The organism is Orbaceae bacterium lpD04 (genome assembly GCA_036251935.1).
Classification (GTDB): domain Bacteria; phylum Pseudomonadota; class Gammaproteobacteria; order Enterobacterales; family Orbaceae; genus Orbus; species Orbus wheelerorum.
Genome location: CP133967.1, coordinates 1,584,992 through 1,611,209, shown reverse-complemented (window position 1 = coordinate 1,611,209; position 26,218 = coordinate 1,584,992). Strand labels below are relative to the sequence as shown.

Genomic DNA, 26,218 nt, shown 5'->3' with positions numbered 1-26,218 from the left:
GCCACGAACAACGGTTGAGGACGAAATAAAAACCGGTAAACTCATTGAGTTTTTTACAAATATTAATATTACCTATCCGCCAATGTACCTTTACTATGCTAAAAATAAACACAAAACACCGGTAATTAACGCCTTGATAGAATTATTAAGGTGGCAAAATGATTAAACGGTGTATGCCATCTAGTTAAGCCGTTCTTATCATGTGCTTAACATTATAACGATGACAATAATAAAATATTCACCGCCGCCATTAGCATACATAATACGGTGACAATAAAACCTGATTTCATAAACTCCACAAACGAAATTTTTACACCATATTGTTTAGCTTGTTCCACAACAATAATCCCGGCTAAGCTGCCAAATACAAACATATTGCTTGAAAACCCCGAACCTAACACCAAGGCAGCACCTAACGCATCACTATGACCACTATGATGTAAAAATGGCACAAGTAACATAACCGATGGATTATTACCAATAATATTACTTAACACGCCCGTAACCAAAAATAGAACAATCGGATTATTAAGATCAATACCAATGTGCTTTAGATCATCAAGTAATGTTTGCGGGATCCCTGTTGATGAAAATGCGGCATTAACAATAAATAATCCCATAATTAATAATAATAAATTACCATCAACATGTTTAAGCATATCATTTGAAGATATAGTGCGGTTAAGCAATAAAAAGCCAGCAGCACCAAAAGCAATGAGTTCACGAGGAATATCGGTTGCAATAAATGCAATAATTACGATCACGGTAATAACGCCAGCTTTAACCGTTTCGGCTATATCAAGTGAATTTGCTGGATTATTTATCACGGCTGGCGCGGCTAATTGCGCCGATTTAGCTAAATACCAATTTTTATGATATAGCCATATTAATACTGCCCAAATAATGGGCAATGAAAGTAACGCAGGCAAAGCGGCAACGTGTAATAAGCCAGTAAAGGAAAGATCGAGCCCTTGAGCCACAATCATATTTTGTGGACTACCAATTAACGACCCAGAGGCGGCAGTATTACTTGCAAAACAAAAACCTAACAAAAAAGGCACTGGATTTAAACCACGTGACATCGTAATAGAAACTAACAACGGCGTCATTGCGACAACGACAACATCGTTGGTTAAAAAGGCTGATAATCCCCCACCGACAATAATGATAACGGCAAGTAATAAGGCGGGTGAAACCCGTAAAGTTGCAATGCGCGCCGCTGTCCAATTATAAAACCCAGAAACAATAAAAGAGGCCGAGACAACCATTAAGCCAAATAACAGACTAATAGTGCGATAATCAATTGCATTCCAGGCTTTTGAGGGAGAAATAACACCAAATGCTATCATAGCAAAAGCGCCAATTACGGCAGCGCCAGTGCGATCAACGTTAAAACCAGGTAAAAAACCAAGACACATTGCTAAGTAGACGAGTAAGAAAATCGAGATCGTAAGCGCCATTATATTATCCAAATATTGGTTAAACTAACTATGTCATATCAAATTCCTGACGTGCAATTTGATCCTCACAAAATATTGAATCTTGAAAATAACTAACATTTTTAGAAAATTTATTTCAAATAAAATAAGCTTATTGGCTTAATAGCGTAGACGTTAATGATAATAAATTCAATATTTTCAAACAAGAATTTATCAATAACAGCTCAAATTTAAACCATTTATATTACCCTAATATCATGATAAAACTGTTTCTAGCTAATGCTTTATTACTGCTATACTTTTAATAACCAAGTAAATAAAAAAAATATACTTGGGATGAGTCATTTAAGGAGATAATATTGGACATTAAAGTTTTACGCTATTTTTTAGCCCTTGCGCGTGAAGAAAGTATAACGGCCGCAGCGCAGTATTTACATCTAACTCAGCCAACCTTATCAAGGCAGCTTAGTGAACTTGAGCAAGAGCTAGGTAAAACCTTATTTATCCGCGGTAGCCGAAAAATAACCTTAACTGAGGACGGTATTCGGCTACGTAAACGTGCAGAAGAGATCTTAGAATTGGTTAAAAAAACCAAACAGGAATTTCAAACATCGGCAGAGCTCATCAGTGGCAATATTTTTATCGGCTGCGGTGAAACCCATGCCGTTGAACTAATTGCACAAGTGATTAAAGATTTACACTCTGAGCACCCAAACATTAATATCCATATTTATAGCGGTGATGCCGACGAAGTCACCGAGCAAATTGATAAGGGATTATTAGATTTTGGGCTATTAATTGGTGCTGATAATATTAGTAAATATGATTCATTACTCTTACCTGCAAAAGACACATGGGGCGTATTAATGAGAAAAGATAGCCCACTTGCGACTAAAGATACAATTTCGCCTCAAGATCTCTGGGATCTACCACTGATTTTTTCTAAACAAAAGGAAGTTGATAAACGCCTGACTCACTGGTTAAAACGTGATTTAGAAAAACTTAATGTTATCGCTACCTACAATCTAATTTATAACGCATCACTGATGGTTGAAAAAAATATAGGTTATGCACTAAGCCTTGATAAACTGATTAATACGACTGGTGATAGCCTCCTATGTTTTAAGCCATTAAGCCCACCTTTAACGGTTGATATTAATCTGGTTTGCAAACGTTATCAGGTTTTTTCAAAAGCTGCCGAGCTATTTTTACAACGTATTAAACAGGTTTTTACTCATATTGATGATGCTTAGCCTAAGCCTTAATTAAACGATATTGTTATTCAAATATCGTATTAATAATAATATTTCATCATTTTTTCCATGCTTTTAAAGCATGATTAAGCATAAAATATAAGTAATTTACATACTGCACCTTGCTATTTAAACTACCGTCAAGATAAATTTTACGGTTCAATTAAAAATCATGGTATCAATAAGATCTAATAACACATTAAATTCACCAGATAAAACGTATTGGTCAGCAATTTTTGCTTTATTTATGGGGGTAACGAGCCTTATTGCAGCAGAGTTTATTCCTGTTAGCCTATTAACGCCAATCGCACACGATTTACACATTACCGAAGGGCAAGCTGGGCAAAGCATCACAATGGTTGGAATTTTTGCAGTAATAACCAGCTTGCTACTTGCCCCACTGACTAAAAAAATAAATCGTAAATCGGTTTTACTCACCTTGTCTATTTTATTAATTTTATCAAATGTGATAGTTGCTCTTGCACCTAACTATTTTATGATGCTTATTGGGCGAACTATTTTAGGTATTTGTGTTGGCGGCTTTTGGTCAATGGCCTCGGCTGTCGTTTTACAACTTGCGCCAAGTAAGAATATACCCCGTGCATTAAGCATTGTTTATGCTGGGGTATCGGTTGCAACAATTATCTCACTGCCATTAGCCAGTTATTTAGGAAACATAATTGGTTGGCGTAATATATTTTTAATTGCTGCCGCATTTAGTTTTATCGCTTTAATTTTTCAATTATTTGCATTACCGACATTACCCCCTAATCGCCACAATAATTTTAAAAATATGTTTGCGTTACTGAAACAAAATTGGGTACTAATGGGCATTATTGGCACTGTTTTTAGCTATGGTGGTTACCACCTCTTTTTCACTTATCTACGCCCATTTTTAGATCATAATCTTGCATTACAAGCTAACCCTTTAACCCTCGTTTTATTGGTGTTTGGTTTGACGAACTGTTTAGGTACATTTATTGCGGGCTTGATACTTGGGCGATTTTTTAGGCCGATTATGATAGGCATGCATATTGTCCTTGCTTGCATTGCGATATTACTTTTATCAAGTATTGGCGATATGACAATTAAAATTGCACTGATCATGATTTGGGGGTTTATATTTGGCTTTATTACGGTTGGCTGGTCTACTTGGATAACGCGTACACTGGCAGATAAAGCTGAGCTTATTGGCGGGCTATTAGTCGCTGCTATTCAGTTTTCTATTGGTATGGCAGCAGGTATTGGCGGCTTTACTTTTGATAACTTCGGCATTGGCGCTATCTTTATTGCTTCAACCCTAATTTTTATTATGGCCGCAATTATTACCACTTTTTGTTTCTCACTTTATAAACACGCGACAGGTAAACTTGCCTGATCGCATCACGCATAAACTTTATTTTAACGCATCTCCTAATCAAGGATTAGGGAATAATCAAAACTAACTATTTAGAGGTCGATACTTACTTATGAAAAAAATAAGGCAATATTTTTTATTCACAATTTTACAACTCAAAAAATTATCAACCTGGCTGATGATATTTGGGCTATTTTCATCTGCCACAGCATTAGGAGCTGATATGTCTAACGGTGCAAACAATTTTTATCAAAGCGATAACGTGACTATGCAAAAAGTGAGCTTCAAAAATCAATATAATATGATGGTTGTTGGCGACCTTTTTATGCCAAAAAATATTAACGTAAATATCAAAAATCCCGCTATTATCGTTGGCCATCCAATGGGAGCGGTCAAAGAGCAAAGTGCCAATTTATATGCGATAAAAATGGCTGAGCAAGGATTTGTTACCTTATCTATTGATTTATCATTTTGGGGCGAAAGTGAAGGACAACCACGTCAGGTCGTATCGCCCGACATTTATGCTGAAACCTTCAGCGCTGCGGTTGATTTTTTAGATAGCCGCCCTTTTGTTGATCCAAATAATATTGGGGTAATTGGTATTTGCGGAAGTGGTAGCTTTGCAATTAGTGCCGCAAAGATCGATCCTCGTTTAAAAGCGATTGCAACGGTTAGTATGTATGATATGGGCTCGGCAAATCGTAATGCACTCAATCATTCAATGAGCCTTGAGCAACGAAAAAAGATTATTGCTGATGCAGCAGCGCAGCGCGATGTTGAGTTTAACGGCGGTGAAATCAAATATACCAGTGGCACTGTGCATGAAATTAATGAAAACTCAAATCCAATTGAACGCGAGTTTTATGATTTTTATCGTACACCACGAGGTGAATTTACCCCGGCAAGTTCAACGCCTTTGTTAACAACTCACCCAACACTTACGAGTAGTGTAAAATTTATGAACTTCTATCCATTTAATGACATTGAAAGTATTTCACCGCGGCCAATGCTATTTATTACTGGTGATAAAGCGCATTCGAAAGAATTTAGTGAAGATGCTTATCAGCGCGCCGCCCAGCCGAAGGAACTTTACTATGTTAAAGGGGCGGGTCACGTTGATTTATATGATCGGGTTAATTTAATTCCCTTTGATAAGTTAACCTCATTTTTCAAAGAAAATTTAAAATAATAGATAATTTAATAATAGCGTTAAATCCAATGAATTAGGTTAAGTTACTGTTTGTTAGTTAAAATTTCAAAATTAATTAATAAAACGAAACTTTCTTTTTACATAGCTTGACGCTATTATAACCATTACCAAATTACGTAAAATAGTGTATTGACTGCGCTTAATACCACGAATAGTTTATGAGGTAATCACATGAAACTTTTTCTAAAATTAATGCATCATCATGGTGTATCATTCTGTCTTGGCGCAATGCTGGTGTTAATTTACAATTGCATTGGGCTTATTATTAGTGGTGTTTATGATGACTATTTGTCTTACATTATTTATTCGGCAATAGGGAATACATTTTTTCTATTAATTGCCCTATTTTCCCTTATTTATTATCTTGTTAATCGCAAAAAACTGATTGTTGACGAGTATTAACTATTAAAAACCAAGGGCATTACTACCAAGATTAATTATTAGCCACTTTGGTGGCTAATAAATCGATAACCTTAAAACTCATCTATTGCAGCAGCTAAACTTAGCTGTATTCCCTGCAATTTATCTGCTCAATAATGTATCAAGTCATATTTAATGATAATCCTCCCCGCAAAATTAAGCATCCACTGCTATATTGAAATTGATCAGCTAAATATTATTTGACAGTAATTTTGGCTGTGATAGTTTTAAAACACATGACAAACCGATTACTGTTATAATGTAATTACTCTATATACAGCTCGCTGGCAACATTAATTTCCTTAATTGATATTTATAAATCTGCTGTTTTAAATAAGGATATTGTTATGAAACAAATAAATAAGAAGTGGTTTTTTATTATTGTTATTGCTGTTGTTGTTTTAGGCTTTGTTATATGGCAACAAACGAAAACCGATGGTTTTGGTGATGAGTTTGTCAGTGGTAATGGGCGAATAGAAGGCACTGAGATCAATATTTCGACCAAATTAGCAGGACGAATTAAGGCGATTAATGTTGAAGAAGGCGAATTTATTAAAAAAGGTCAATCCTTAGCAATTATGGATACTGATACATTAGTTGCGCAGTTAAATGAAGCCAAAGCAAAATATTTACAAGCAGTTAGTGATGAATCAAGTGCTAAAGCACAATTAGCATTAAAAATGAATGATAAGCTCGCCGCCCAGTCAGTTGTTCATCAGCGTGAAAGTGATTTAGATATCGCACAAAAACACCTTGCCAGAACCGCACAACTCGCCAAAAAAGGCGCCCTATCTGCTCAAGATCTCGATAATGACAATGCAGCCACTAATAGCGCAAAAGCAGTTTTAGCGACAGCAAAATCACAAGTTGATGCAGCCCAAGCGGCGATTGACGCGGCTAATGCAAATGTACAAAGTGCAACAGCGGCGATAAAAGTTGCCGAAGCAAACATTGCACAAATCGAAGCCGATATTAACGATAGCACTTTAACTTCCCCGGTTGATGGGCGTATTCAATTTAAAATTGCGCAGCCTGGTGAAGTGCTAGCAGCAGGCGGTAAGGTATTAAATTTAATCAATTTATCTGACGTCTATTTAACGTTTTTCTTGCCAGAAACGGTGGCAGGTAAAATCGGCATTCAAGATGAAGTAAGGCTAGTATTAGATGCATTGCCTGATATCACCATTCCAGCTAAAGTAACATTTGTATCAAGCATCGCGCAATTTACACCGAAAACAGTCGAAACTAAAGATGAACGTCAAAAGTTAATGTTTCGGGTTAAGGCGCAAATTAGCCCTGAATTACTAACATGCTATATCAACTATGTTAAAACGGGTTTACCTGGCGTTGCTTGGCTTAAACTAGATCCAAGTACGCCTTGGCCACAGGAGCTATCTGAATTAGCTAAATGTTCCAATCAATAATAATTGGGAGGTAGCTTATGTCAGATCAAATGAGCAGTTTATCGGCTTCATCGGCCCAGCTTAACGATGATAAGCGTGTTGTTAAAATAGAAAATGTGAGTTTGCATTATAAAAAAGTGCAGGCTTTAAATAATATTTCACTCGCTATCCCCGCTTACCAAATGGTGGGGTTAATTGGCCCTGATGGTGTTGGTAAATCAAGCCTATTATCACTTATTGCTGGCGCGCATATTATTCAAAATGGCACCGTTTATGTGCTAGATGGTAATATAAATGATAAAAAGCACCGTAATTCAGTTTGTACCCGAATTGCGTATATGCCGCAAGGATTAGGTAAAAACCTTTATCCAACGCTTTCAGTTGAGGAGAATTTACAATTCTTTGCTCGATTATTTGGCCATGACGCAGCAGAGCGCCGCAGGCGCATTGATGAGCTGACAAAAAGTACTGGTTTATACCCTTTCCTCTCAAGGCCAGCAGGCCGACTTTCGGGGGGGATGAAACAAAAAGTCAGTTTATGTTCAGCGCTTATTCACGATCCCGATTTACTTATTTTAGATGAACCAACAACCGGCGTTGATCCGCTTTCTCGGTCGCAATTTTGGGATCTAATTGCTAATATCCGTAAACAGCGCCCACAAATGAGCGTTATTGTTGCAACAGCCTATATGGATGAGGCGCAAAATTTTGATTGGTTGGTTGCCATGTATAATGGAAAAATTTTAGAAACCGGCACGCCACAATCATTACTGACTAAAACAAATAAAAATACATTAGATGATGCATTTATTCAATTAATGCCAGAAAGTGCCCGCGCCGGATATATGCCCGTTGAGATCCCTCCTTTAGCAATTACCAGCCAAACCCCGATCGCAATTGAAGCTAAAGGACTCACTAAACAATTTGGTGATTTTATTGCCGTTGATCATGTTAATTTCTCTATCCAAGAGGGTGAGATTTTTGGCTTTTTAGGATCGAATGGCTGTGGTAAATCAACGACAATGAAAATGTTAACCGGCTTACTCCCCTTATCAGAGGGCGAAGCATGGTTATTTGGTAAAGCTGTTGATGCCAGTAATATCAATATCCGCCGCCATTTAGGCTATATGTCACAGGCCTTTTCATTATATAGCGAGCTAACTGTTGAGCAAAATCTGGTATTACATGCGCGCCTTTTTGGCATGAATGAAAAACAGATCCCAACACGAGTCGAAACGCTATTAACTCGCTTTGGGCTTGTCGAGCATCGGCAAAGTCTACCTGATAGTTTACCCTTAGGCGTAAAACAGCGTTTATCGTTATCAGTTGCCGTTGTTCATGATCCACAAATTCTAATTTTAGATGAACCAACTTCAGGTGTTGACCCAATTGCAAGAGACGATTTTTGGCGTTTGATTATTGAGCTATCTCGTAAAGATAAAGTAACGGTATTTATAACGACCCATTTTATGAATGAAGCCGCCCGCTGCGATCGGATCTCATTAATGCATGCTGGTAAAGTGCTGGCAAGTGATACGCCGGATAATATTATTGCGCAAAAACAGGCTAAAACATTAGAAGACGCTTTTATTCAATATCTTATTGAAGCAGGTGCTGATAAGGCCTCACCCAAAACAGAGCGCGAACCCGCACCGCCTATCGCAACTTTACAACAAACGATTAAGCCTCATAATAGCGTATTTAGCCTGTCACGAATGGTTGGTTGCTTGTGGCGCGAAACATTAGAACTATCACGTGATCCACTGCGCGCAGTTCTTGCTTTACTTGGTTCGGTAATTTTAATGTTGGTGATGGGATATGGGATCACTATGGACGTTGAAGATCTCAATTTTGCTGTACTTGATCGTGACCAAAGTTCATTAAGTCATAATTACACCTTAAACCTTACCGGTTCACCGAGGTATTTTATCGAACAACCCTCTATTACTGATTATAACAATATGGACATTAGAATGCGAAGTGGCGAAATATCCCTTGCGATCGAAATTCCACCTAATTTTGAACGTGATATTAAGCGCGGTGATAACGTTAGTATTGCTATCTGGATCGATGGTTCAATGCCAATGCGCGCCGATACAATTAAAGGTTATATACAAGGCATGCATTTACAATGGTTAAGCGAAAAAGTAAAAGAATCAATAGGTACAACATCAACAAGCCTTGCAAACATTGAAACTCGTTATCGTTATAATCCTGATGTCAAAAGCTTACCCTCAATGGTACCGGCGGTGATCCCAATCTTATTATTGATGATCCCCTCTATGTTAGCGGCGCTGTCGGTTGTTCGTGAAAAAGAGATGGGCTCGATTATTAATCTTTATGTTACGCCAGTAACAAGGACCGAGTTTTTATTAGGTAAACAAGTCCCTTATATTATGCTTTCGATGACCAGTTTTTTATTACTGTTATTTATGGCGGTTACCATATTTGCGGTGCCAATAAAAGGTAGTTTTATCACGCTATGTATCGCAGCCTTAGCGTATTGTATTATTTCAACAGGAATTGGCTTATTTGCCTCAACGATAACTAAAAGCCAAGTTGCGGTGATATTTTTAACTTGTGTTGGCACCATGTTACCGGCAATACAGTTTTCAGGATTAATTAACCCTGTATCGTCACTAGAAGGCGCTGGCCGTTATATTGGTGATATTTATCCAACTACACATATGTTAATTATTTCGAGAGGCGTATTTAATAAAGCATTAGAATTTATGGATCTCCATGCCTCAATGTTGTCATTATTTATCACTATTCCAATTGTCCTTGGGGTAAGTATTCTTCTGCTAAAAAAACAGGAAGGATAACGATATGCAAACTCTCAATAATATTTATCGATTAGGCGTTAAAGAGCTATGGGGATTACTGCGTGATCCCATCATGCTAATCTTAATTGCTTACTGTTTTAGCTTTGATATCTACTCTGCTGCAACGGCCGCATCAGACACGCTTAACCGAGCAACAATTGCCGTTGTTGATGAAGACGATTCCCCTCTTTCAAGGCAAATCATTGCCGCTTTTTATCCGCCGATGTTTATGCCGCCAGTTAAAGTCTACACAATGGATGATATCGATAAAGGCATGGATACGGATAATTACACATTTGGGCTTAATATTCCCCCCAACTTTCAGCGGGATGTTTTAAATAATACCAGTCCTGAAATTCAGCTTAATGTTGATGCAACAAGGATGGGGCAAGCGTTTATCGGTAATGGCTATATTACGCAAATGATATCAGATGAAGTTACCCAATTTGCAAACCGTTACCGCTCGGTAGCAACGCTACCCGTTAACATTGAAGTGCACACGCTATTTAATCCCAATTTGACAAGATCGTGGTTTAGCTCGGTAATGGAAATCATTAATATCGTCACCACCTTATCAATTATTTTAACTGGCGCAGCTTTAATGCGTGAGCGTGAGCATGGCACGATTGATCATTTACTTTCAATGCCAGTAACGCCATTTGAAATTATGATGTCAAAAATTTGGTCAATGGGGCTTGTGGTGTTAATCTCAACTTGGGGAGCGTTATTTATTGTCGTACAAGGATGGCTACATGTGCCGATTGCAGGCTCGGTAACGCTATTTTTGATTGGCGCAGCGTTGCACCTTTTTGTCACAACATCACTCGGTATTTTTTTGGCTACAGTTGCAAAATCAACCGCTCAGTTTGCGATGTTATTAATCCTTATTTTATTACCCCTACAAATGCTATCAGGAGGTAGTACACCAAAAGAAAGCATGCCACAAGCGGTTCAAGATATTATGTTATTTGCGCCAACCACCCATTTTGTCGAGCTTGGTCAAGCCATTTTGTATCGAGGTGCGGGATTAAGTGTGATATGGACTTCTTATGTGTGGTTAATCGGTATTGGGGCGGTATTTTTTACAATTGCGTTAGTGCGGTTTCGTAAATCAATTGCGAATATGGGCTCATAATATTATTTGTGACATTGTAACTATTAAGCGGTATTCTCAATTAAAACCGACTATAATCGATGATAGTGTTCGTTATTTTTTTGTTGTAAGGTGTGATTATAATGAAAATTAAATGGTAGGTTATTAAGTACTGCAGCTAAAATCGTAAAATTAGCCCGTCGTTATTAATTGTCAGTTCCAGGTTATTCAAAGTTAATGTTATAATCCTGAGCTATTATAACCACGCAATCTTTGCTATAAGTAACATTATGAATTTTATTTACCCTTTAATTGCCGTCTTAATATGGTCTATTAACGCAATAGTTAGTAAACTTGCCGCAAGTTCAATTGATCCCGCTGCTATCTCATTTTATCGCTGGCTTATTGCGTTTGCTGTTATCACCCCTTTTGTGATCCCCTCTGTCGTTAGGCAACGCCAAATAATTAAACAACATTTAGCAAAGTTTTTTGTATTAGGTGCGCTAGGGATGTGCATGTTTCAAGGCTTAGCTTATTTTGCTGCGCAAACCATTTCAGCTGCGTTAATGGGCGTTGCGAATGGCGTTATTCCGCTATTAACCTTGATTCTCAGTTTATTTATTTTACGTTCGGCCCTAACACTAGGATTAATTATTGGTGCGCTATTGTCATTTGTTGGGTTAGTTTGGTTAGTCACAAACGGCCATCCACTTTCCTTATTATCAGACGGGATAAATAAAGGGGAAATGCTCATTTTATTAGCCTCATTAGCCTATGCATTGTATGGTGTGCTACTTAAAAAGTGGGCGATCCCAGTTACCCCTTGGGCATCACTTTATATCCAAATATTTTTTGGTTTAGTCTGTATAATCCCGTTCTTCTTATGTGCCGATAATGTTGCTTTAAATGCTACCAATATCCCATTAGTCTTATTTGCAGGGATCCCGGCATCGATCATTGCGCCTTTCACGTGGATGGCTGGCATTCGTTTACTTGGCGCCTATAAAGCATCGATATTTTTAAACTTTGCACCTATTTTTACGGTTATTATTGCAGCAATATTTTTAAATGAATCCATAACAATACATTTTGTTATTGGTACCATTTTAGTGCTTATCGGGGTGATAGTTGCCCAAACGGTTAAAAAAACCTTCGCAACCAAAAGTAAATAACATCTTTAGCCGCTGATATTAGCAATTGTTATAAGGCGTATCAGCGCGATTTACCGCCAATTAAATACCGCTTAATAATTTAACCGTGAATCCTATCATGCGATGTATAATGTTTATATCGACGATAAATTTTGACATATTATGAAATTTCAAGAACTACGCAAAGCTATGGTTTTAGGCACTTTAGCCGCCTTTTTTTTCGCATTTACGTTTTTGTTAAACAAACTAATGGCGGCGTCAGGCGGCCATTGGATTTGGTCATCATCCTTAAGATTTTATTGGATGCTTCCTTTCTTTTTAGTGATCGTCTTAATTAGAAAAAACCTATTACCGCTACTTGCCCATATCAAAGCAAACTTATTAGCTTGGGTTATTTGGAGTACCGTCGGTTTTGGCCTTTTTTATGCGCCGCTCACCTACTCAGCAAGTTTTAGCCCATCTTGGTTAGTTGCAAGCACTTGGCAATTTACCATTATTGCAGGCGTTTTATTAGCGCCCTTTATTTATAAAAATAGGGCTTATTTTTCTATTGGTAATTTTTTATTTTCTTTAATTATCTTACTCGGCATTATTATTATGCAGCTAAGCCAAGTTGCTACTATTAATACAAAAACGCTAATGTTCGGCAGTAGTTTGATTATATTTGCCGCTTTTTGTTACCCATTAGGGAATCGTAAAACCATCCTAATGATAAAAGGCGAATTAGATGTCTATCAACGAATTTTAGGTATGATTATCTGCAGCTTACCATTTTGGCTGATCTTAAATCTTTATGCGATCTTGGTTGAAAAATCACTGCCTACAGCAGAGCAAATACAACAAACATTCATTGTCGGGCTATTTTCAGGGGTGATTGCAACGTCGCTATTTTTTTATGCAACGCAGTTAGTTAGCCACAATCATAAAGCTTTGGCGTGTGTTGAATCAACGCAGTCCGGCGAAGTGATTTTTACGCTAATTGGGGAGATGATTATTTTACATATTGCACTGCCAAGTTTATATGCACTAATTGGAATGGCAATTATCTTTATTGGCATGATTTTATCGAGTTTATGTTCTAAATAACGACTGAAGATGAAAACAGGTTAAAGCCTATAATTCTGCTTTTACCTGTTTTCATCGATGATCATATTGTCCTTTTAATATTGACTCACTAGCCGTTCAATCATGGCAAGCAGTGCTTTAACATGAATAATTTTGGTATAAGGATTAAGTAAAGTTAATTTAAGCGTGGTTTTACCATCACGGCGCGTAATACCTAAATTCGCATTGCCTTGTTCAAATAGTAACTGCGCAATAAAACGATGCACTAACGTACTATCTTTCCCCATTAAGACTTCACTCTTAATACGAAATAACACGCTAGCAATTTGCGTTGAGTTAACCAATTCAAATGTTGATGAGCTATCAATATACGTAGCAACTTGCTGCGCTAAATCAATTGAATAATCAACCATTTCGGCATAGTTTTTAGCACCTAAACTGCGAAAACTCATCCACAATTTGAGTGCATCAAAGCGCCTTGTTGTTTGAATCGATTTGGCAACTAAATTAGGTACCCCTTCAAGCTCATCTTCAATCGGATTTAAATAATCATCATGTCGGCGTATTAATTCATAATTAGCCGCATCTTTTAATACAAACGCACCACAACTAATGGTTTGTAAAAATTGTTTATGAAAATCTAATGAAATGGAGTCAGCAAGTTCAATACCTAATAACCTATCACGGTATTTTTGCGAAAATAACAAGATCCCGCCCCACGCAGCATCAATATGTAGCCATACTTGATATTGGTTTGCTAATGTGGCAATAGCGCTAATATCATCAATGGCGCCGGTATCGGTTGTGCCAGCCGTTGCAATAATTGCAAAAGCTTTTTTACCGAGAGTTTTTAACTCTTGTAAAGTACTGGCAAGTTTATCAACGATTATTCGGCCGCCGTCATCACAAGCAATAGCAATTGTCGCACTATCATTAAAACCAAATAATAGCATCGATTGTTGCACTGAAAAGTGAGCTTGCTCAGAGCAGATAACCACTAATTCGCTCTGCTGATAATGCGAAAAATGCCGCTTTGCATGTTCACGAGCAAGTAATAACCCCATGAAATTACTTTGCGTACCGCCGCTAGTAAATACGCCGGCATCACCGACAGGATAACCAATTTGTTTACGTAATTGGGTAATAATATACTCTTCAAATAGCGTTGCTGAAGGGCTTTGATCCCACGAGTCCATCGATTGGTTTGATACATTAATTAAGACCTCCGCTAATTGGGAGGCAATCGTTGTTGGGCAATGTAAATGCGCTGAACAAAGCGGATGGTGCACTTGTAGGGCATGTTTTAAAAAATAGGTATTTGCTTCGTGTAGTGCTTGTAAATCGCCCACGCCTTGCTCTGGCAAAAAATCAAGCGTATTAAGCTCGGCGCGTAGCATTGCAATTGGGATCCCATCAAACATTTTTTCGCCAACTAACCAATTAGCTGCAACATCAACCGCTTCTTTCATTAACGTTCGGTATTGCTCAGCGCCGGCTAAGCCTATTGATGTAACCCCGGTTAAAAAATTTTTATCCATGGCATCTAACCCTTATGCTGTAAGCACTTTTAGTGCACTTTCTAAACGAACAAGAATTTGCTCAACTTCATCAAGTGATAATGTTAATGGGGGTAAAAACCGTAACACGGCGCCATGTCTGCCACCACGTTCAGCAATTAGGCCGTGATCAAAGCAGGCTTTTTGTAATGCAACAGACAGTTCTGGCGCGTATGGTAGGCTGCCTAACTTGTCAGCTTGCCCTTTACTATCAACAATTTCAATCCCTAACATAAGGCCACGTCCGCGCACGTCACCAATGCAAGGAAAACGTTTTTGTAGCGCTAATAATCCTTGTTTGAGTGCGTTGCCAGCGATATTAACGTTGTTTAATACCCCTTGGTTAGTTATCACATCAAGCGTTGCAATGCCCGTTGCCATTGCGAGCTGATTACCTCTAAAAGTGCCAGCGTGAGCTCCTGGCGACCAAATATCGAGCTCTGCATTATAAGCAACAAGAGCCATCGGCAAGCCGCCGCCAATCGCTTTTGACATTACAATCATATCAGGCACAATGCTAGACTCTTCAAATGCAAAAAATTGACCACTGCGACCAATGCCAGCTTGAACTTCGTCTAAAATTAAAATAATGCCTAACCGTTTAGTGACTTCACGAATTTTTCTTAGCCATTCAACCGGTGCGGGAATAACGCCGCCCTCGCCTTGAATCGCCTCTAAAATCACTGCAGCAGGCTTTGTTATGCCGCTTTCGATATCATCAAGAAAACGTTCAAATAGCGTCGCTAAAGCCTCACTCGCTTTATCGCCGCCAATACCAAGCGGACACCGATACGAATAAGGATATGGCATAAACTGCACATAAGGCATTAATCCACCAATTGGCGTTTTAGCTGATAAATTACCAGTAGCACTTAACGTGCCGTTAGTCATGCCATGGTAACCGCCCGAAAAACTAATAATTGCGGAGCGGCCGGTAACGGTTTTTGCTAATTTAAATGCAGCTTCATTAGCATCGGCGCCTGTTGGGCCGCAAAACTGTAATCGCCAGCTACTTGGTGAGCCGGGCAATAGATCAAGAACAGTTTGTGAAAACTGATCTTTTAGTGGAGTGGTTAAATCTAATGTATGGAGTGGTAATTGGCTATCCAATACCCGTTTTATCGCATTTATAACATTTGGATGGTTATGTCCCAAAGCCAAAGTTCCAGCACCTGCAAGACAATCTAAATATTTTTTACCCTCAACATCTTCAAGCCATGCGCCCTTTGCTGATTTTATCGCAATTGGAAATTTGCGCGGATAACTTCGTGCATTTGATTCGAAATTAGATTGTCGATTTAAATAATATTCATTATTCAATGAAGATGATTGTGTTGTTCCCATGTCAAACCCTCTGTAATAAAAGTTCTACTGTGGAAATAAAAGTAACGTGAGATTGAATGCTAACTATCCACCTAATGATACATTCTATTAGATTTATCTAGGTCATAAATCTAACTTGATTCAATTTTTGTTCTTTTAATTTAACAGTAATATTTTGGTTATCAATGCCAAGATAATACAACGTTTAGTGTAGTATCTATTGGCCCTCCTGAAAATTTAATAAACATACTTTCGCTAATCAATAGCGCGCTAATTTTGCCCTATAAATTCCTGATTGGCAATGAAATAGTATTGATAAATAAAAATTAATTACGAAGGCATTACATGAGAAAGGATAGATGCAATATCGGCTATATATTGCGGGGTTTTAAGCGTATTTAATTCAAATTATTGATAGCATGTGCAGACACATCAATAATAAAACGATATTAATTTTAAATAAAATTTAAGCTTGTTAGCTTGATAAATAAATCAATTTTTAACGGTTTTTTATTCCCCACTCACACATTAAATCAAAAATAGGCATGAGCGAGAGTCCTCGCTCTGACAAGCTATATTCGACTTTAGGTGGAATTTGTGAGTATTGAGTTCGAACGATTAGCTCATCTGATTCGAGCTCTTTTAACGTATTACTTAATGTTTTAAATGAAATATTATTGATAGAACGTTTTAACTCATTAAAACGAATGACTGGTTTATTTTGATATAAGCAATACATTATAATCATTTTATATTTGCCATTTATCAAAGACAATGTATAGCCAAATGGAAAATCTTCAGCCATAACATTGCTTAATATACATGAATCATTTACTAATTTATTTTGCTCAATCGCTGACATTATCACTCTCTTTATAGATAGTATATAACCTTAATTACCGTACTTCACAAATATCAATTCATATATATACTCAATATTAACAGTATTGTAAATATTGTTTTCTATTAACATTAAGTATGGAGTTTGCTATGAATAAAACACTTATTATTGTTGCCCATCCGAATATGCAAGACTCAGTAATAAATAAGCGCTGGATCAAAGAATTAGCATTATATCCTGAAAAATTTACTATTCATGATCTATATAGTACATACCCTGATGAACAGATCAATGTTGAACAAGAGCAAGCATTAATCGAATCTCATGATAACTTAGTTTTACAATTTCCGATTTATTGGTTTAATTGCACCCCACTGTTAAAAAAATGGTTAGATGAAGTATTTACCTACGGTTGGGCTTATGGTTCAAAAGGTAAAAAATTAATGGGTAAAAAAATAGCACTCGCGGTATCACTAGGCAGTAAAAAGGAAGAATACCAAGAGCCTTTTACCTTAACTAATTTACTTCGACCATTTGAGGCAACCATCAATTATGTTAATGGTCATTATCAAGGTGCATTTACCCTATATGGCGCACATACTGAGCCAGATAAAGTAAGTATTACCCAGCAAATAATTGAGCAAAATGCTAAAGATTATGTCCAATTTTTATCTGATCTTTAATGGTGGTAAGCTATATTTAGATACTAAACAATAAATGAGCGGTATCTAAATATAAGCTTAAAACTAGCGATTAAATCAACTTTAAGTCTTTTAGTGAGAGTTTAATAAAAGCGTAAAATATTGGCGCAAAAACTAGCCCTATTAGGCCAAACAATGTTTCACAAAATAGCATGGCAATGAGTAATTCGCAGATCCCAGCTTGAATTTTGCTACCTACAATTTTGGCATTTAGTACATATTCGACTTTATGGATCAAAATAAGGTAGATAATAACCGGGATTGAAACACCAAATGATACGGTGAAAGCGACTAGGAACATTAATATGTTAACGATCAAATTCCCCACAATCGGAATTAAACCAAACACAAATGTTGCTAATACTAAACTTTTACTAAATGGTAAGTGAACACCAAAAATTGGCAAAATAACAAATAGGAAAATTGCCGTCATAATCGCATTAAATAGCGCGATAACAAACTGGGATATAGCCACGTACTGAAACACGATCACAAGCCTATCAACGCAGGCATTAAAGGCTTGTGCTAATGGCGTTTTTTGCTCTTGTGTCGTTAAATTTGATTGCTTTTGATGCTTAAAGCCTAATATCAATCCAATAATCATACCGACAATTAAAATAACAAGAATATGAAATGCATGGGCAATAATCGATTGTAAATAAAAGATGTGCTCTTTTAAATAGACCGTCACATTATCTTTAATGCCGTCGATATCATCAGGCAAATACGATTTAATACTTGCAGGTAAGGCATTGGATACGTTATCAATAACGGGTTTAATGGCGGCCATTGTTTCTGTAGGATGCTTTGCAACGCCAACAAACCAAGTAAATAAATACCAAGAACCCCCAATAATAATAGCCATAATGATTGTTATTAGTAAAGTTACTGAGATCAGCTTTGACTTACGGCCTAATTGGCTCATATTTTGAGATAAAAAATCATCTAACTTGAGCGTTAAAGTGTAGGTTAATAGGCCGGCAATTAGCCCAGGCATTAAATGAACTTGCATTAAAATAATAAATAAAATCGCAAATCCAACTACACAAAAAATACCTAGCTTTTGATTATTATTAAATAGCATTATTGTTAAGTCCTTTATTATCGGTTTTCATAACTAAATCTCGATGTTAATTCGCAGTGGACTGATAAGTTAGCTTAAAATAATAGGCTATTCAATAGATAATTAAAAACAAGTAAAAAGATCATCCCCGATATCGTTTCAACATTTATATCAAGGATGTTATCTTAAATCAATAAGGCTAATATTATTACGCCTTTAGGTTATTGCAATAGAGGTAAATTGACTCATAAGGTTTAAGCTCAAACGATGAGGATAACTCAAATAAGTCATGATAGTTGTGCATCAATATTTGCCAGTTTTTATCTGTTAATGACTTAGGTAGTGAGTACATGAGCGGCGCTGCATGTAAATTAGCAATGACAAATAAGATCTCATCATTATGTTGCCTTGTATAACACCATACTTTATCTGTGCTTGGATCTAAATCATGATAGTTACCTAAACTAAAGATCGGATATTGTTTGCGTAATTCGATTAAGGTTTGATAACAGTAAAATATCGAGTCATTATCGGCTAAAGCGGCTTTAACATTAATGGTATTGTAGTTATTTGCAACCTCAATCCATGGTTCGCCTGTCGTAAAACCAGCATGAAGCGAACTGTCCCACTGCATTGGCGTACGGCTATTATCACGTGATTTAGAGGCTAAGATCGCCATTATTTTTGCCCTATCCATGCCTTTTTGTAGCATCTCATCAAACATATTTAAGCTTTCAATATCGCGATATTGACTAATTTGAGTAAAGTTAGGATTGGTCATGCCAATTTCTTCACCTTGATAGAGGTAAGGCGTACCTTGTAAACCATACAATGCCATCGCCAGCATTTTAGCTGACTGATTATGGTATTTTCCGCTATCACCAAAGCGCGAAACTACACGCGGCTGATCGTGATTACACCAAAATAAAGCGTTCCAAGCTTTGTTATGCATTCCTTGTTGCCAATGTCCCATAATTTGTTTTAACTCTACAAAATCGGGTTTAGCAAGCGACCATTTTTCGCCATTTGGGTAATCAACTTTTAAGTGATGAAAGTTAAAGGTCATGGTGAGTTCTTTACCATCAAGTGAGGCATATTGTTGGCAATGCGCTAATGATGTTGATGACATTTCGCCAACAGTTACTAATTTATTGGGAGTAAACACATCCCGGCTCATCTCTTGCAGATATTCATGAACTCTTGGCCCATCAGTATAAAAACGTCGCCCATCGCCAATATCATCATTGGCAAAATCTTGTTGTTTAGAAATTAAATTAATCACATCAAGCCTTAAGGCATCAACCCCTTTATCCGCCCAAAATTGACAGACTTTTTTTAGTTGTGTTCGTACTTCTGGGTTTTCCCAATTTAGATCAGCTTGCTTTGTCGCAAATAGGTGTAAATAATATTGATTAGATGCTTTATCTAATTGCCACGCTTTACCACCAAATTTTGAGCGCCAATTATTAGGCTCTTTGCCTTCGCAATTAGCCTCTTTCCAGATATAAAACGTGCGATATGGGCTTTTTATATCTAAAGATGATTGAAACCAAGGGTGCGATGTTGAAGTATGATTAAGCACCATATCCATCATGATTTTTATATCAAGCTGATGGGCTTTACAAACTAATGCTTCAAAATCAGCCATTGAGCCATAGTCAGGATTAATATCACAATAATTAGACACATCATAACCATTATCAACTTGAGGAGAAGGATAAATCGGTGTTAGCCAAATGGCACTTACTCCAAGTTGTTTTAAATAATCTAAACGTTTTATGATACCGGCAAGATCGCCTGTAGATCGCCCATTGGTTGCTTGAAAGCTTTTAGGATAAATTTGATACACAGTTCCCGTTTTCCACCAAGGTAAAATATTTTGTGACATAGATACACTCTCTAACATAAATAGGGATAAATGAATAATGCGCGGCTTAATCGACGCATAGCGTGCCGTTTTTTGATTTGATTTTATAGACCAGTATTGTTAATAAAATCGGCACAATGATCGCAACTAACATCGCAAAAAGATAAATTAACCAATACGTTGGCTGTATTGATAAAATACCCGGTAAACCGCCAACGCCAATGCCGTTTGATAACACGCCAAAAAGCCCGCAAATAAGCCCAGCGAGTGCAGCGCCAATCATCGCACAAAGCATCGGAAATTTGTATCGTAAGTTAATACCGTACATTGCAGGCTCTGTAACCCCTAAATAACCCGCAATTGCGGCAGGAACAGAAACTTCACGTTCATTATATTTTCGGCTGACAAAAATAATGCCGACAACCGCCGAGGCTTGCGCAATATTTGATAAGGCAATAATTGGCCAAATTGGCGTTCCGCCCATACTGTTGGTCATCTGTAAATCGATAGCCAATGTGGTATGGTGAATGCCTGTTATTACTAATGGTGAATAGAAAAAGCCAAATAAAGCAGCGCCAATCGGAGCAAAATCACCCGTCATTAAAAATTTGACGCAGTACGCAACGCCTTCACCGAGTTCTCGGCCAAGCGGCCCTAATACCATATGAGCAAGAAAAACTGAGACTAATAAGGCAATAATTGGCACTAAAACGATATGCAAATAAGTGGGAATAACTTTGCGTAATCGTGTTTCAAGCCAGCCAAGCACAATCCCGGCTAAAATTGAGGGAATAACTTGCGCTTGATAGCCGACTTTTTGAACCGTAAACCAACCAAAATCCCATACTTCCGGAATTTTCACACCTAAATCATAAGCATTCATTAACTGCGGTGAAACTAACGTGATGCCAAGTACAATCCCTAAAACCGGAGAGCCACCCATTTTTTTAACCGTTGACCAACAAATCGCAACAGGTAAAAAGTGAAATATTGCCTCACACGGTAACCAAAGCATATCATAGATAGGCTTTAACCAATGGTAAGATGCCACTAATGGCTGATTATTAATCGTTGGCATTTCACCAATAATATTGCGTAATCCTAATAATAAGCCCCCGGCAATTAATGCTGGCAATAATGGCACAAAAATTTCGGCAAGATTAGCAATTAGCCTTTCATACCAGACCATATTTTTTTTAGCGGCAACTTTAGTTTGTTCTTTGCTCTCTTCACTTATTCCCAGTTCTTTAATTAAGGCTTTATAATAGTCACCAACGTTGGTGCCAACAATTACTTGGAACTGGCCACTATTGGTGAAACAGCCTTTAACAAAGGGTAATGTTTTGATTGCATCAATATCGGCTTTATCTGGATCATTTAACGCAAAACGCAAACGCGTTAAGCAATGAGTGACGCTACCCACATTATCTTTACCACCAATAAAATGAATGAGTTGTACTATCATGTCGTTATCAATTAACGTTCTTTTAGCCATTTAACGATCCCCTTTTATGATTAATGATCGCTTTATTTAATTAATTGAGTATAAAATATTCTGGTTACTCGTCAATTGGGAACGTTCCCAATTTGTGACAATAGTCACAAATATGTCATAAAATAATAACGCTCTAAGCTAAATTGAATCAATCGATAGTGTTGATGGCACGATAGTTTGTGTTGGTTTGAATGGTTTTTTTAATAACATCAGTAATGTTTGCGCCGCTAAAATGCCGGCTTCATTAAAACCAAGATGGACTGAGATCGTATTTGGAAACAAAAAATGCAGTAATTTACTTTGCCCTATACTGCCGACAGTGATATCGGTAATGTTGTTTTCTTGCAAATATTTATTCACCCCTAACGCGAGCAGATCTGTTGCACAAATAATGGCGGTAAACCCATGTCGATTAGATTTGATTAGTTCACTGGCAAATTGGTAGCCGGTGTGGTAGTTCATTTCGCCAAGTCTTGCGTAAGGCGCTAATTGATGTTGCTGGCAAAAGTCTTGATAGGCCTGATAACGTAACTGCCCTGTTGTATGATCTTGCTCTTTAATGCCAATATAAGCAATATTTGTGTGTTTCAATTTATGATGAAAATGCCCCATCAACTGCATAACAGCGCCATGATCGTCATAACAAATAGAGTGATAGTCAATAAATGGCCGCGCAATTACTACCGCTTTGTTTTGCCACTCACTAAGTAAATCAGGCTCTAAGCCCGTAAAGGCAAAAATAATTAAGCCATCAATTTGCCGCTGAGCAAACATGTTTAAATGTTCAATCACTTTTTTACGATCAAATTGACTTTCAACAATGATGGGATCAAAACCACGTTGATAAAATAGCGGTAATATTGCACTAATAGCTTGGTTTTCAGAGGTTGAGTCGAGCCTTGAAACAATAATGCCAATCGCTTTATTGCTATAACCACGCATCGCTCTAGCTGATTTAGATGGCACAAATTGTTGCTGTAAAATAACTTGTTCAACCAGTTCTCGGGTCGCTTGTTTAACATGAATATCGCCATTAATAACCCGAGAAACCGTCGACTTTCCTACGCCACTTAATTTTGCGATATCTTTAATGGTCAAACGAGGCGAATTTTTATTCATAATGATTAACGTTATTTATTGATAGACAACATTAGCTATTTTTATTAGCGCTAATAGTAATATAGTTTTATCAAATTGACGATATTTATATACTCGGTGATGGTTTAATTAGTTACAACGTCACTAAGATTATTATATCTTATCAAGCAAAGCATTAGCTTGGCTGCATTTTTTTATACTCATCACCCCATTTATACATCGCATCATGCACAACTGACAAGCTTTTGCCTATTTCAGTTAACGAATACTCTACTTTGGGTGGAATTTGCGCATAGACTTTTCGATTAACTAAGCCGCTCTCTTCCATTGATCTTAAGTGCTGGGTTAATACTTTTTGCGATATACCCGTTAGCGATTTTTTTAACTCACCAAAACGTTTAGTTTCCTTTAATAAATCACGAATAATTAGGGTTTTCCACTTATCGCCCATCAGCATTAAGGTGATTTCAACAGGACACTTAGGTAGTGTTTTAATTACATTTTCATTCATATATATGGTTTCTTTTTGGTTACTATAACACTTTAGGGTGCTTACTTTACAATTAACACCGATAATTATAACATCTATTTTATAAAAAGCATTGTTCATAAAGAGGAGTTAAAAATGAAAATTGCAGTGATAGGCGCAAATGGTAAATCAGGTCATCTAATTGTGGAAGAAGCTCTTGCCCGTGGCCATGAAGTAACGGCAATTGTACGGGATGCAAAAAAGTTACAGGAACGCAATTTACCGGTTATTGAAAAAGATCTCTTTGCATTAACTTACGATGATATCAAAAATTTTGATGCGATCATTGATTGTTTTGCCGTATGGCGTGAAGAAGATCTACCTAAACATGTTACCTCGTTACAACATTTAACTGCGTTACTTAAAGGTAAAGCAAATAGACTATTAATTGTAGGGGGTGCGGGAAGTTTATATACCGATAAAAGCCATACAACGCGTTTAATTGATACACCTAATTTTCCTGATGCTTATAAACCACTGGCATCAAATATGGCAAAAGGACTGGATTTTTTACGCACAGTAACCGATGTTAACTGGGCATATTTTAGCCCTGCTGCCGAGTTTATTGCTGATGGTAAACGCACCGGTAGCTATCAGCTAGGTAATGAAGAATTTTTTACTAATAGTAAAGGTGAAAGTAAAATTAGCTACGCAGATTATGCAATTGCAATGGTTGATGAAGTTGAAATGGCAAAACATAATAAAGTAAGGTTTACTGCCATAGATCAATAATTAAAGTACTATTTATCATTAAAGCCATATCGAACGAGTATGGCTTTACTTACCGACACGTAAATAAATTAACTGATCCATGACTTAACGCCAAGCAAATACTTTAAAATAATAGAATATATCAAGATTCATCATGGCGATTTAAATGCCTATTTGAGCTATTTTTAATTAATAGTAAAATAATAATATGGATCGATAAATCTAATTCCCAATTCTATTATTAGGCTAAAAATCAATCATGAAATTTGACTTAATCTACTTGGCGATAAAAAAACTCATTTATCACTATAATATAGGTACTCGATTACCATCTGAGCTGCAATTATCTGACGAATTTAATGTTTCTAGAGCAACCATTCGCAAGGCTTTAACCATATTAAAAAATGATGGCATTATTCGTTCACAAAAGGGAAAAGGCTATTTTTTAATAAAGCAACCCTCACCAGATATTACCGATAATCTTAGCTTTATTGAAATCTCGCCCAACGTTGATGAATATAAAATTCTACACTTTGAGCTATTAACCGCTACCCTTAATTTGAGCCAATTATTACAGTGTCAAAATGGCGAAAAACTGTTTTTACTAAAAAAAACACTAAGCTTAGCGGGTCAAACGAAGATTATAATTGATCAGTACATCCCATTTAATAAATTTCCGTTGTTATCGATTGAAGAACTCAGCCACTGCGCTATTCTTCTACTCAATGAGCAACTTAGCGATCCTATTATTTATCAAGCAATATTTAAGCCCGCCAAAGCCGGACTTGCATTAGATAAAATACTAAATTGCGTAGCTGAACAACCAATCCAACAAGCCTTTATCACGGCTAAAAAGTTAGATAATTCATTAATGTATTTCACAATCGTTAGCTACGATCCTACTCAAATAAAGATCAGTTTTAACCACCAAATATAAGTATCACGCCATTTTAAAGCTACCTTGCTTTAAAGTAATGTTGACTATTATAACGCTCAGTAACAATTAATTGTTCCGAGATCTCAATGGGTAAACCTTCAAATGTAAAAATCGTAGTGGTTAATTTTAATAATGGATGATTGATTGCAACTTGCAATAACTCAGCTTGATATTCATCTGCCAAGTGAGGCGTAAAAACACGATAGCCATCATAAATGCTAATCCCCCCTTCATTTTGGATAAATTTAAATTTAGAGTTTTCCATATGCATAACCGTTAGTGCCGGAAATAAATTAACCGGCAAATAGCTATACTCAAGTAGAAAAGGTAATTGATTTAAGATCCTTAATCGCTCGATATCATAGACTAAATCTTCATCGGCTATTTTTAGTATTTTAGCTAATTTTTTATTGGCATGTTTGGTCGAAAATTTGATCACTTTATTAATCGTATTTTTGTGCTCACTTTGCTCCATTACACGGTAAAATCCAGTTAAGGGCTGATTTTTATAATTGGTTTTTTTTATTAGCTGATAACCTTTGCCCTGCACCGCAATAATAATTTTTTCTTTAACAAGGCAATAAAGTGCTCGCCTTATGGTTGATATCGCAACCGTAAACTCAGTAGCAAGTTGCCGCTCGCTGGGTAACCAACTTAATACCGGATAAAAATCACTATTAATTCGGCTTCTTAATTCCATCTCAATTTTTTTATATACAGGTTTCATACAACTTTCTATTTAATTAAATATTTGAATTTAAATGAATTTAATTTTACACATATCGATTTTTTTTACTATTTGATATCAATTAGTTTTTAAGGTTTTGTGATAAATATCACATTCAAAATAGAAACAAAAAATAATCCTCATTATTAATCTT

The 26,218-nt window shown here is 36.8% G+C and carries 22 protein-coding genes; 12 read left to right on the top strand and 10 right to left on the bottom strand.

Features of this window, described 5'->3' with window-relative positions:
- Nucleotides 1-212 precede the first annotated feature (212 nt).
- A complete protein-coding gene (locus tag RHO14_07365; GenBank protein ID WVD70172.1) occupies nucleotides 213-1,460 on the bottom strand; it encodes an SLC13 family permease in 1,248 nt (415 codons plus the stop codon).
- Nucleotides 1,461-1,798: 338 nt separating this feature from the next.
- On the opposite strand from RHO14_07365, the gene RHO14_07360 reads away from it, so the two are divergent.
- The 9 genes from RHO14_07360 to RHO14_07320 all read left to right on the top strand — a co-directional run bounded on the left by RHO14_07360 (nucleotide 1,799) and on the right by RHO14_07320 (nucleotide 13,237).
- Nucleotides 1,799-2,692 (top strand): LysR family transcriptional regulator, encoded by an 894-nt coding sequence (locus tag RHO14_07360; GenBank protein WVD70171.1) that lies wholly within the window; start codon nucleotides 1,799-1,801, stop codon nucleotides 2,690-2,692.
- Nucleotides 2,693-2,864: 172 nt separating this feature from the next.
- Nucleotides 2,865-4,070 carry an MFS transporter gene (locus tag RHO14_07355; GenBank protein WVD70170.1) on the top strand — a complete coding sequence of 402 codons (1,206 nt, stop codon included), beginning with the start codon at nucleotides 2,865-2,867 and terminating at the stop codon, nucleotides 4,068-4,070.
- 202 nt (nucleotides 4,071-4,272) lie between these two features.
- Entirely contained in the window at nucleotides 4,273-5,238 is a 966-nt protein-coding gene (locus tag RHO14_07350; GenBank protein ID WVD70169.1) for an alpha/beta hydrolase, read from the top strand.
- Between the two features lie 192 nt (nucleotides 5,239-5,430).
- The gene (locus RHO14_07345; GenBank protein ID WVD70168.1) at nucleotides 5,431-5,661 is read left to right on the top strand and encodes a hypothetical protein; all 231 of its coding nucleotides are present in this window, start codon (nucleotides 5,431-5,433) and stop codon (nucleotides 5,659-5,661) included.
- Nucleotides 5,662-6,026: 365 nt separating this feature from the next.
- On the top strand, nucleotides 6,027-7,103 hold the full coding sequence (locus tag RHO14_07340; GenBank protein ID WVD70167.1) for an HlyD family efflux transporter periplasmic adaptor subunit: 1,077 nt from the start codon (nucleotides 6,027-6,029) through the stop codon (nucleotides 7,101-7,103).
- Nucleotides 7,104-7,120: 17 nt separating this feature from the next.
- Entirely contained in the window at nucleotides 7,121-9,907 is a 2,787-nt protein-coding gene (rbbA, locus tag RHO14_07335) for a ribosome-associated ATPase/putative transporter RbbA (protein ID WVD70166.1), read from the top strand.
- Nucleotides 9,908-9,911: 4 nt separating this feature from the next.
- Nucleotides 9,912-11,042 (top strand): ABC transporter permease, encoded by a 1,131-nt coding sequence (locus RHO14_07330; GenBank protein ID WVD70165.1) that lies wholly within the window; start codon nucleotides 9,912-9,914, stop codon nucleotides 11,040-11,042.
- 248 nt (nucleotides 11,043-11,290) lie between these two features.
- Nucleotides 11,291-12,172, top strand: a complete 882-nt coding sequence (locus RHO14_07325) for a DMT family transporter (GenBank protein WVD70164.1) — start codon at nucleotides 11,291-11,293, stop codon at nucleotides 12,170-12,172.
- A 141-nt stretch (nucleotides 12,173-12,313) separates the two neighbouring features.
- Nucleotides 12,314-13,237 (top strand): multidrug resistance efflux transporter family protein, encoded by a 924-nt coding sequence (locus RHO14_07320; protein WVD70163.1) that lies wholly within the window; start codon nucleotides 12,314-12,316, stop codon nucleotides 13,235-13,237.
- A gap of 74 nt (nucleotides 13,238-13,311) precedes the next feature.
- Here the strand turns inward: RHO14_07320 and RHO14_07315 are convergent, their stop codons facing one another.
- From RHO14_07315 to RHO14_07305, 3 genes are all read right to left on the bottom strand, one after another.
- Nucleotides 13,312-14,754 carry an aspartate aminotransferase family protein gene (locus RHO14_07315; GenBank protein ID WVD70162.1) on the bottom strand — a complete coding sequence of 481 codons (1,443 nt, stop codon included), beginning with the start codon at nucleotides 14,752-14,754 and terminating at the stop codon, nucleotides 13,312-13,314.
- A 12-nt stretch (nucleotides 14,755-14,766) separates the two neighbouring features.
- Entirely contained in the window at nucleotides 14,767-16,116 is a 1,350-nt protein-coding gene (locus RHO14_07310) for a diaminobutyrate--2-oxoglutarate transaminase family protein (protein ID WVD70161.1), read from the bottom strand.
- Between the two features lie 478 nt (nucleotides 16,117-16,594).
- The gene (locus RHO14_07305) at nucleotides 16,595-16,900 is read right to left on the bottom strand and encodes a helix-turn-helix domain-containing protein (protein WVD72500.1); all 306 of its coding nucleotides are present in this window, start codon (nucleotides 16,898-16,900) and stop codon (nucleotides 16,595-16,597) included.
- Nucleotides 16,901-17,085: 185 nt separating this feature from the next.
- On the opposite strand from RHO14_07305, the gene RHO14_07300 reads away from it, so the two are divergent.
- On the top strand, nucleotides 17,086-17,619 hold the full coding sequence (locus RHO14_07300; GenBank protein WVD70160.1) for an NAD(P)H-dependent oxidoreductase: 534 nt from the start codon (nucleotides 17,086-17,088) through the stop codon (nucleotides 17,617-17,619).
- A 70-nt stretch (nucleotides 17,620-17,689) separates the two neighbouring features.
- Here RHO14_07300 and RHO14_07295 read toward each other — a convergent pair whose 3' ends face one another.
- From RHO14_07295 to RHO14_07275, 5 genes are all read right to left on the bottom strand, one after another.
- Entirely contained in the window at nucleotides 17,690-18,721 is a 1,032-nt protein-coding gene (locus RHO14_07295; GenBank protein WVD70159.1) for an AI-2E family transporter, read from the bottom strand.
- Nucleotides 18,722-18,908: 187 nt separating this feature from the next.
- Nucleotides 18,909-20,588 (bottom strand): alpha,alpha-phosphotrehalase, encoded by a 1,680-nt coding sequence (gene treC, locus RHO14_07290; protein WVD70158.1) that lies wholly within the window; start codon nucleotides 20,586-20,588, stop codon nucleotides 18,909-18,911.
- 46 nt (nucleotides 20,589-20,634) lie between these two features.
- Entirely contained in the window at nucleotides 20,635-22,062 is a 1,428-nt protein-coding gene (gene treB / locus RHO14_07285; protein WVD70157.1) for a PTS trehalose transporter subunit IIBC, read from the bottom strand.
- Between the two features lie 138 nt (nucleotides 22,063-22,200).
- On the bottom strand, nucleotides 22,201-23,181 hold the full coding sequence (gene treR, locus RHO14_07280) for a trehalose operon repressor TreR (GenBank protein WVD70156.1): 981 nt from the start codon (nucleotides 23,179-23,181) through the stop codon (nucleotides 22,201-22,203).
- A gap of 154 nt (nucleotides 23,182-23,335) precedes the next feature.
- On the bottom strand, nucleotides 23,336-23,671 hold the full coding sequence (locus RHO14_07275; GenBank protein WVD70155.1) for a helix-turn-helix domain-containing protein: 336 nt from the start codon (nucleotides 23,669-23,671) through the stop codon (nucleotides 23,336-23,338).
- A 114-nt stretch (nucleotides 23,672-23,785) separates the two neighbouring features.
- Here RHO14_07275 and RHO14_07270 point away from each other — a divergent pair, with 114 nt between their 5' ends.
- Together RHO14_07270 and RHO14_07265 are read left to right on the top strand one after the other, a co-directional pair.
- On the top strand, nucleotides 23,786-24,421 hold the full coding sequence (locus RHO14_07270; GenBank protein WVD70154.1) for an NAD(P)-dependent oxidoreductase: 636 nt from the start codon (nucleotides 23,786-23,788) through the stop codon (nucleotides 24,419-24,421).
- Nucleotides 24,422-24,659: 238 nt separating this feature from the next.
- Nucleotides 24,660-25,337, top strand: a complete 678-nt coding sequence (locus tag RHO14_07265; protein WVD70153.1) for a GntR family transcriptional regulator — start codon at nucleotides 24,660-24,662, stop codon at nucleotides 25,335-25,337.
- A 19-nt stretch (nucleotides 25,338-25,356) separates the two neighbouring features.
- Here RHO14_07265 and RHO14_07260 read toward each other — a convergent pair whose 3' ends face one another.
- The gene (locus RHO14_07260) at nucleotides 25,357-26,064 is read right to left on the bottom strand and encodes a GntR family transcriptional regulator (protein ID WVD70152.1); all 708 of its coding nucleotides are present in this window, start codon (nucleotides 26,062-26,064) and stop codon (nucleotides 25,357-25,359) included.
- Nucleotides 26,065-26,218: the final 154 nt, after the last annotated feature.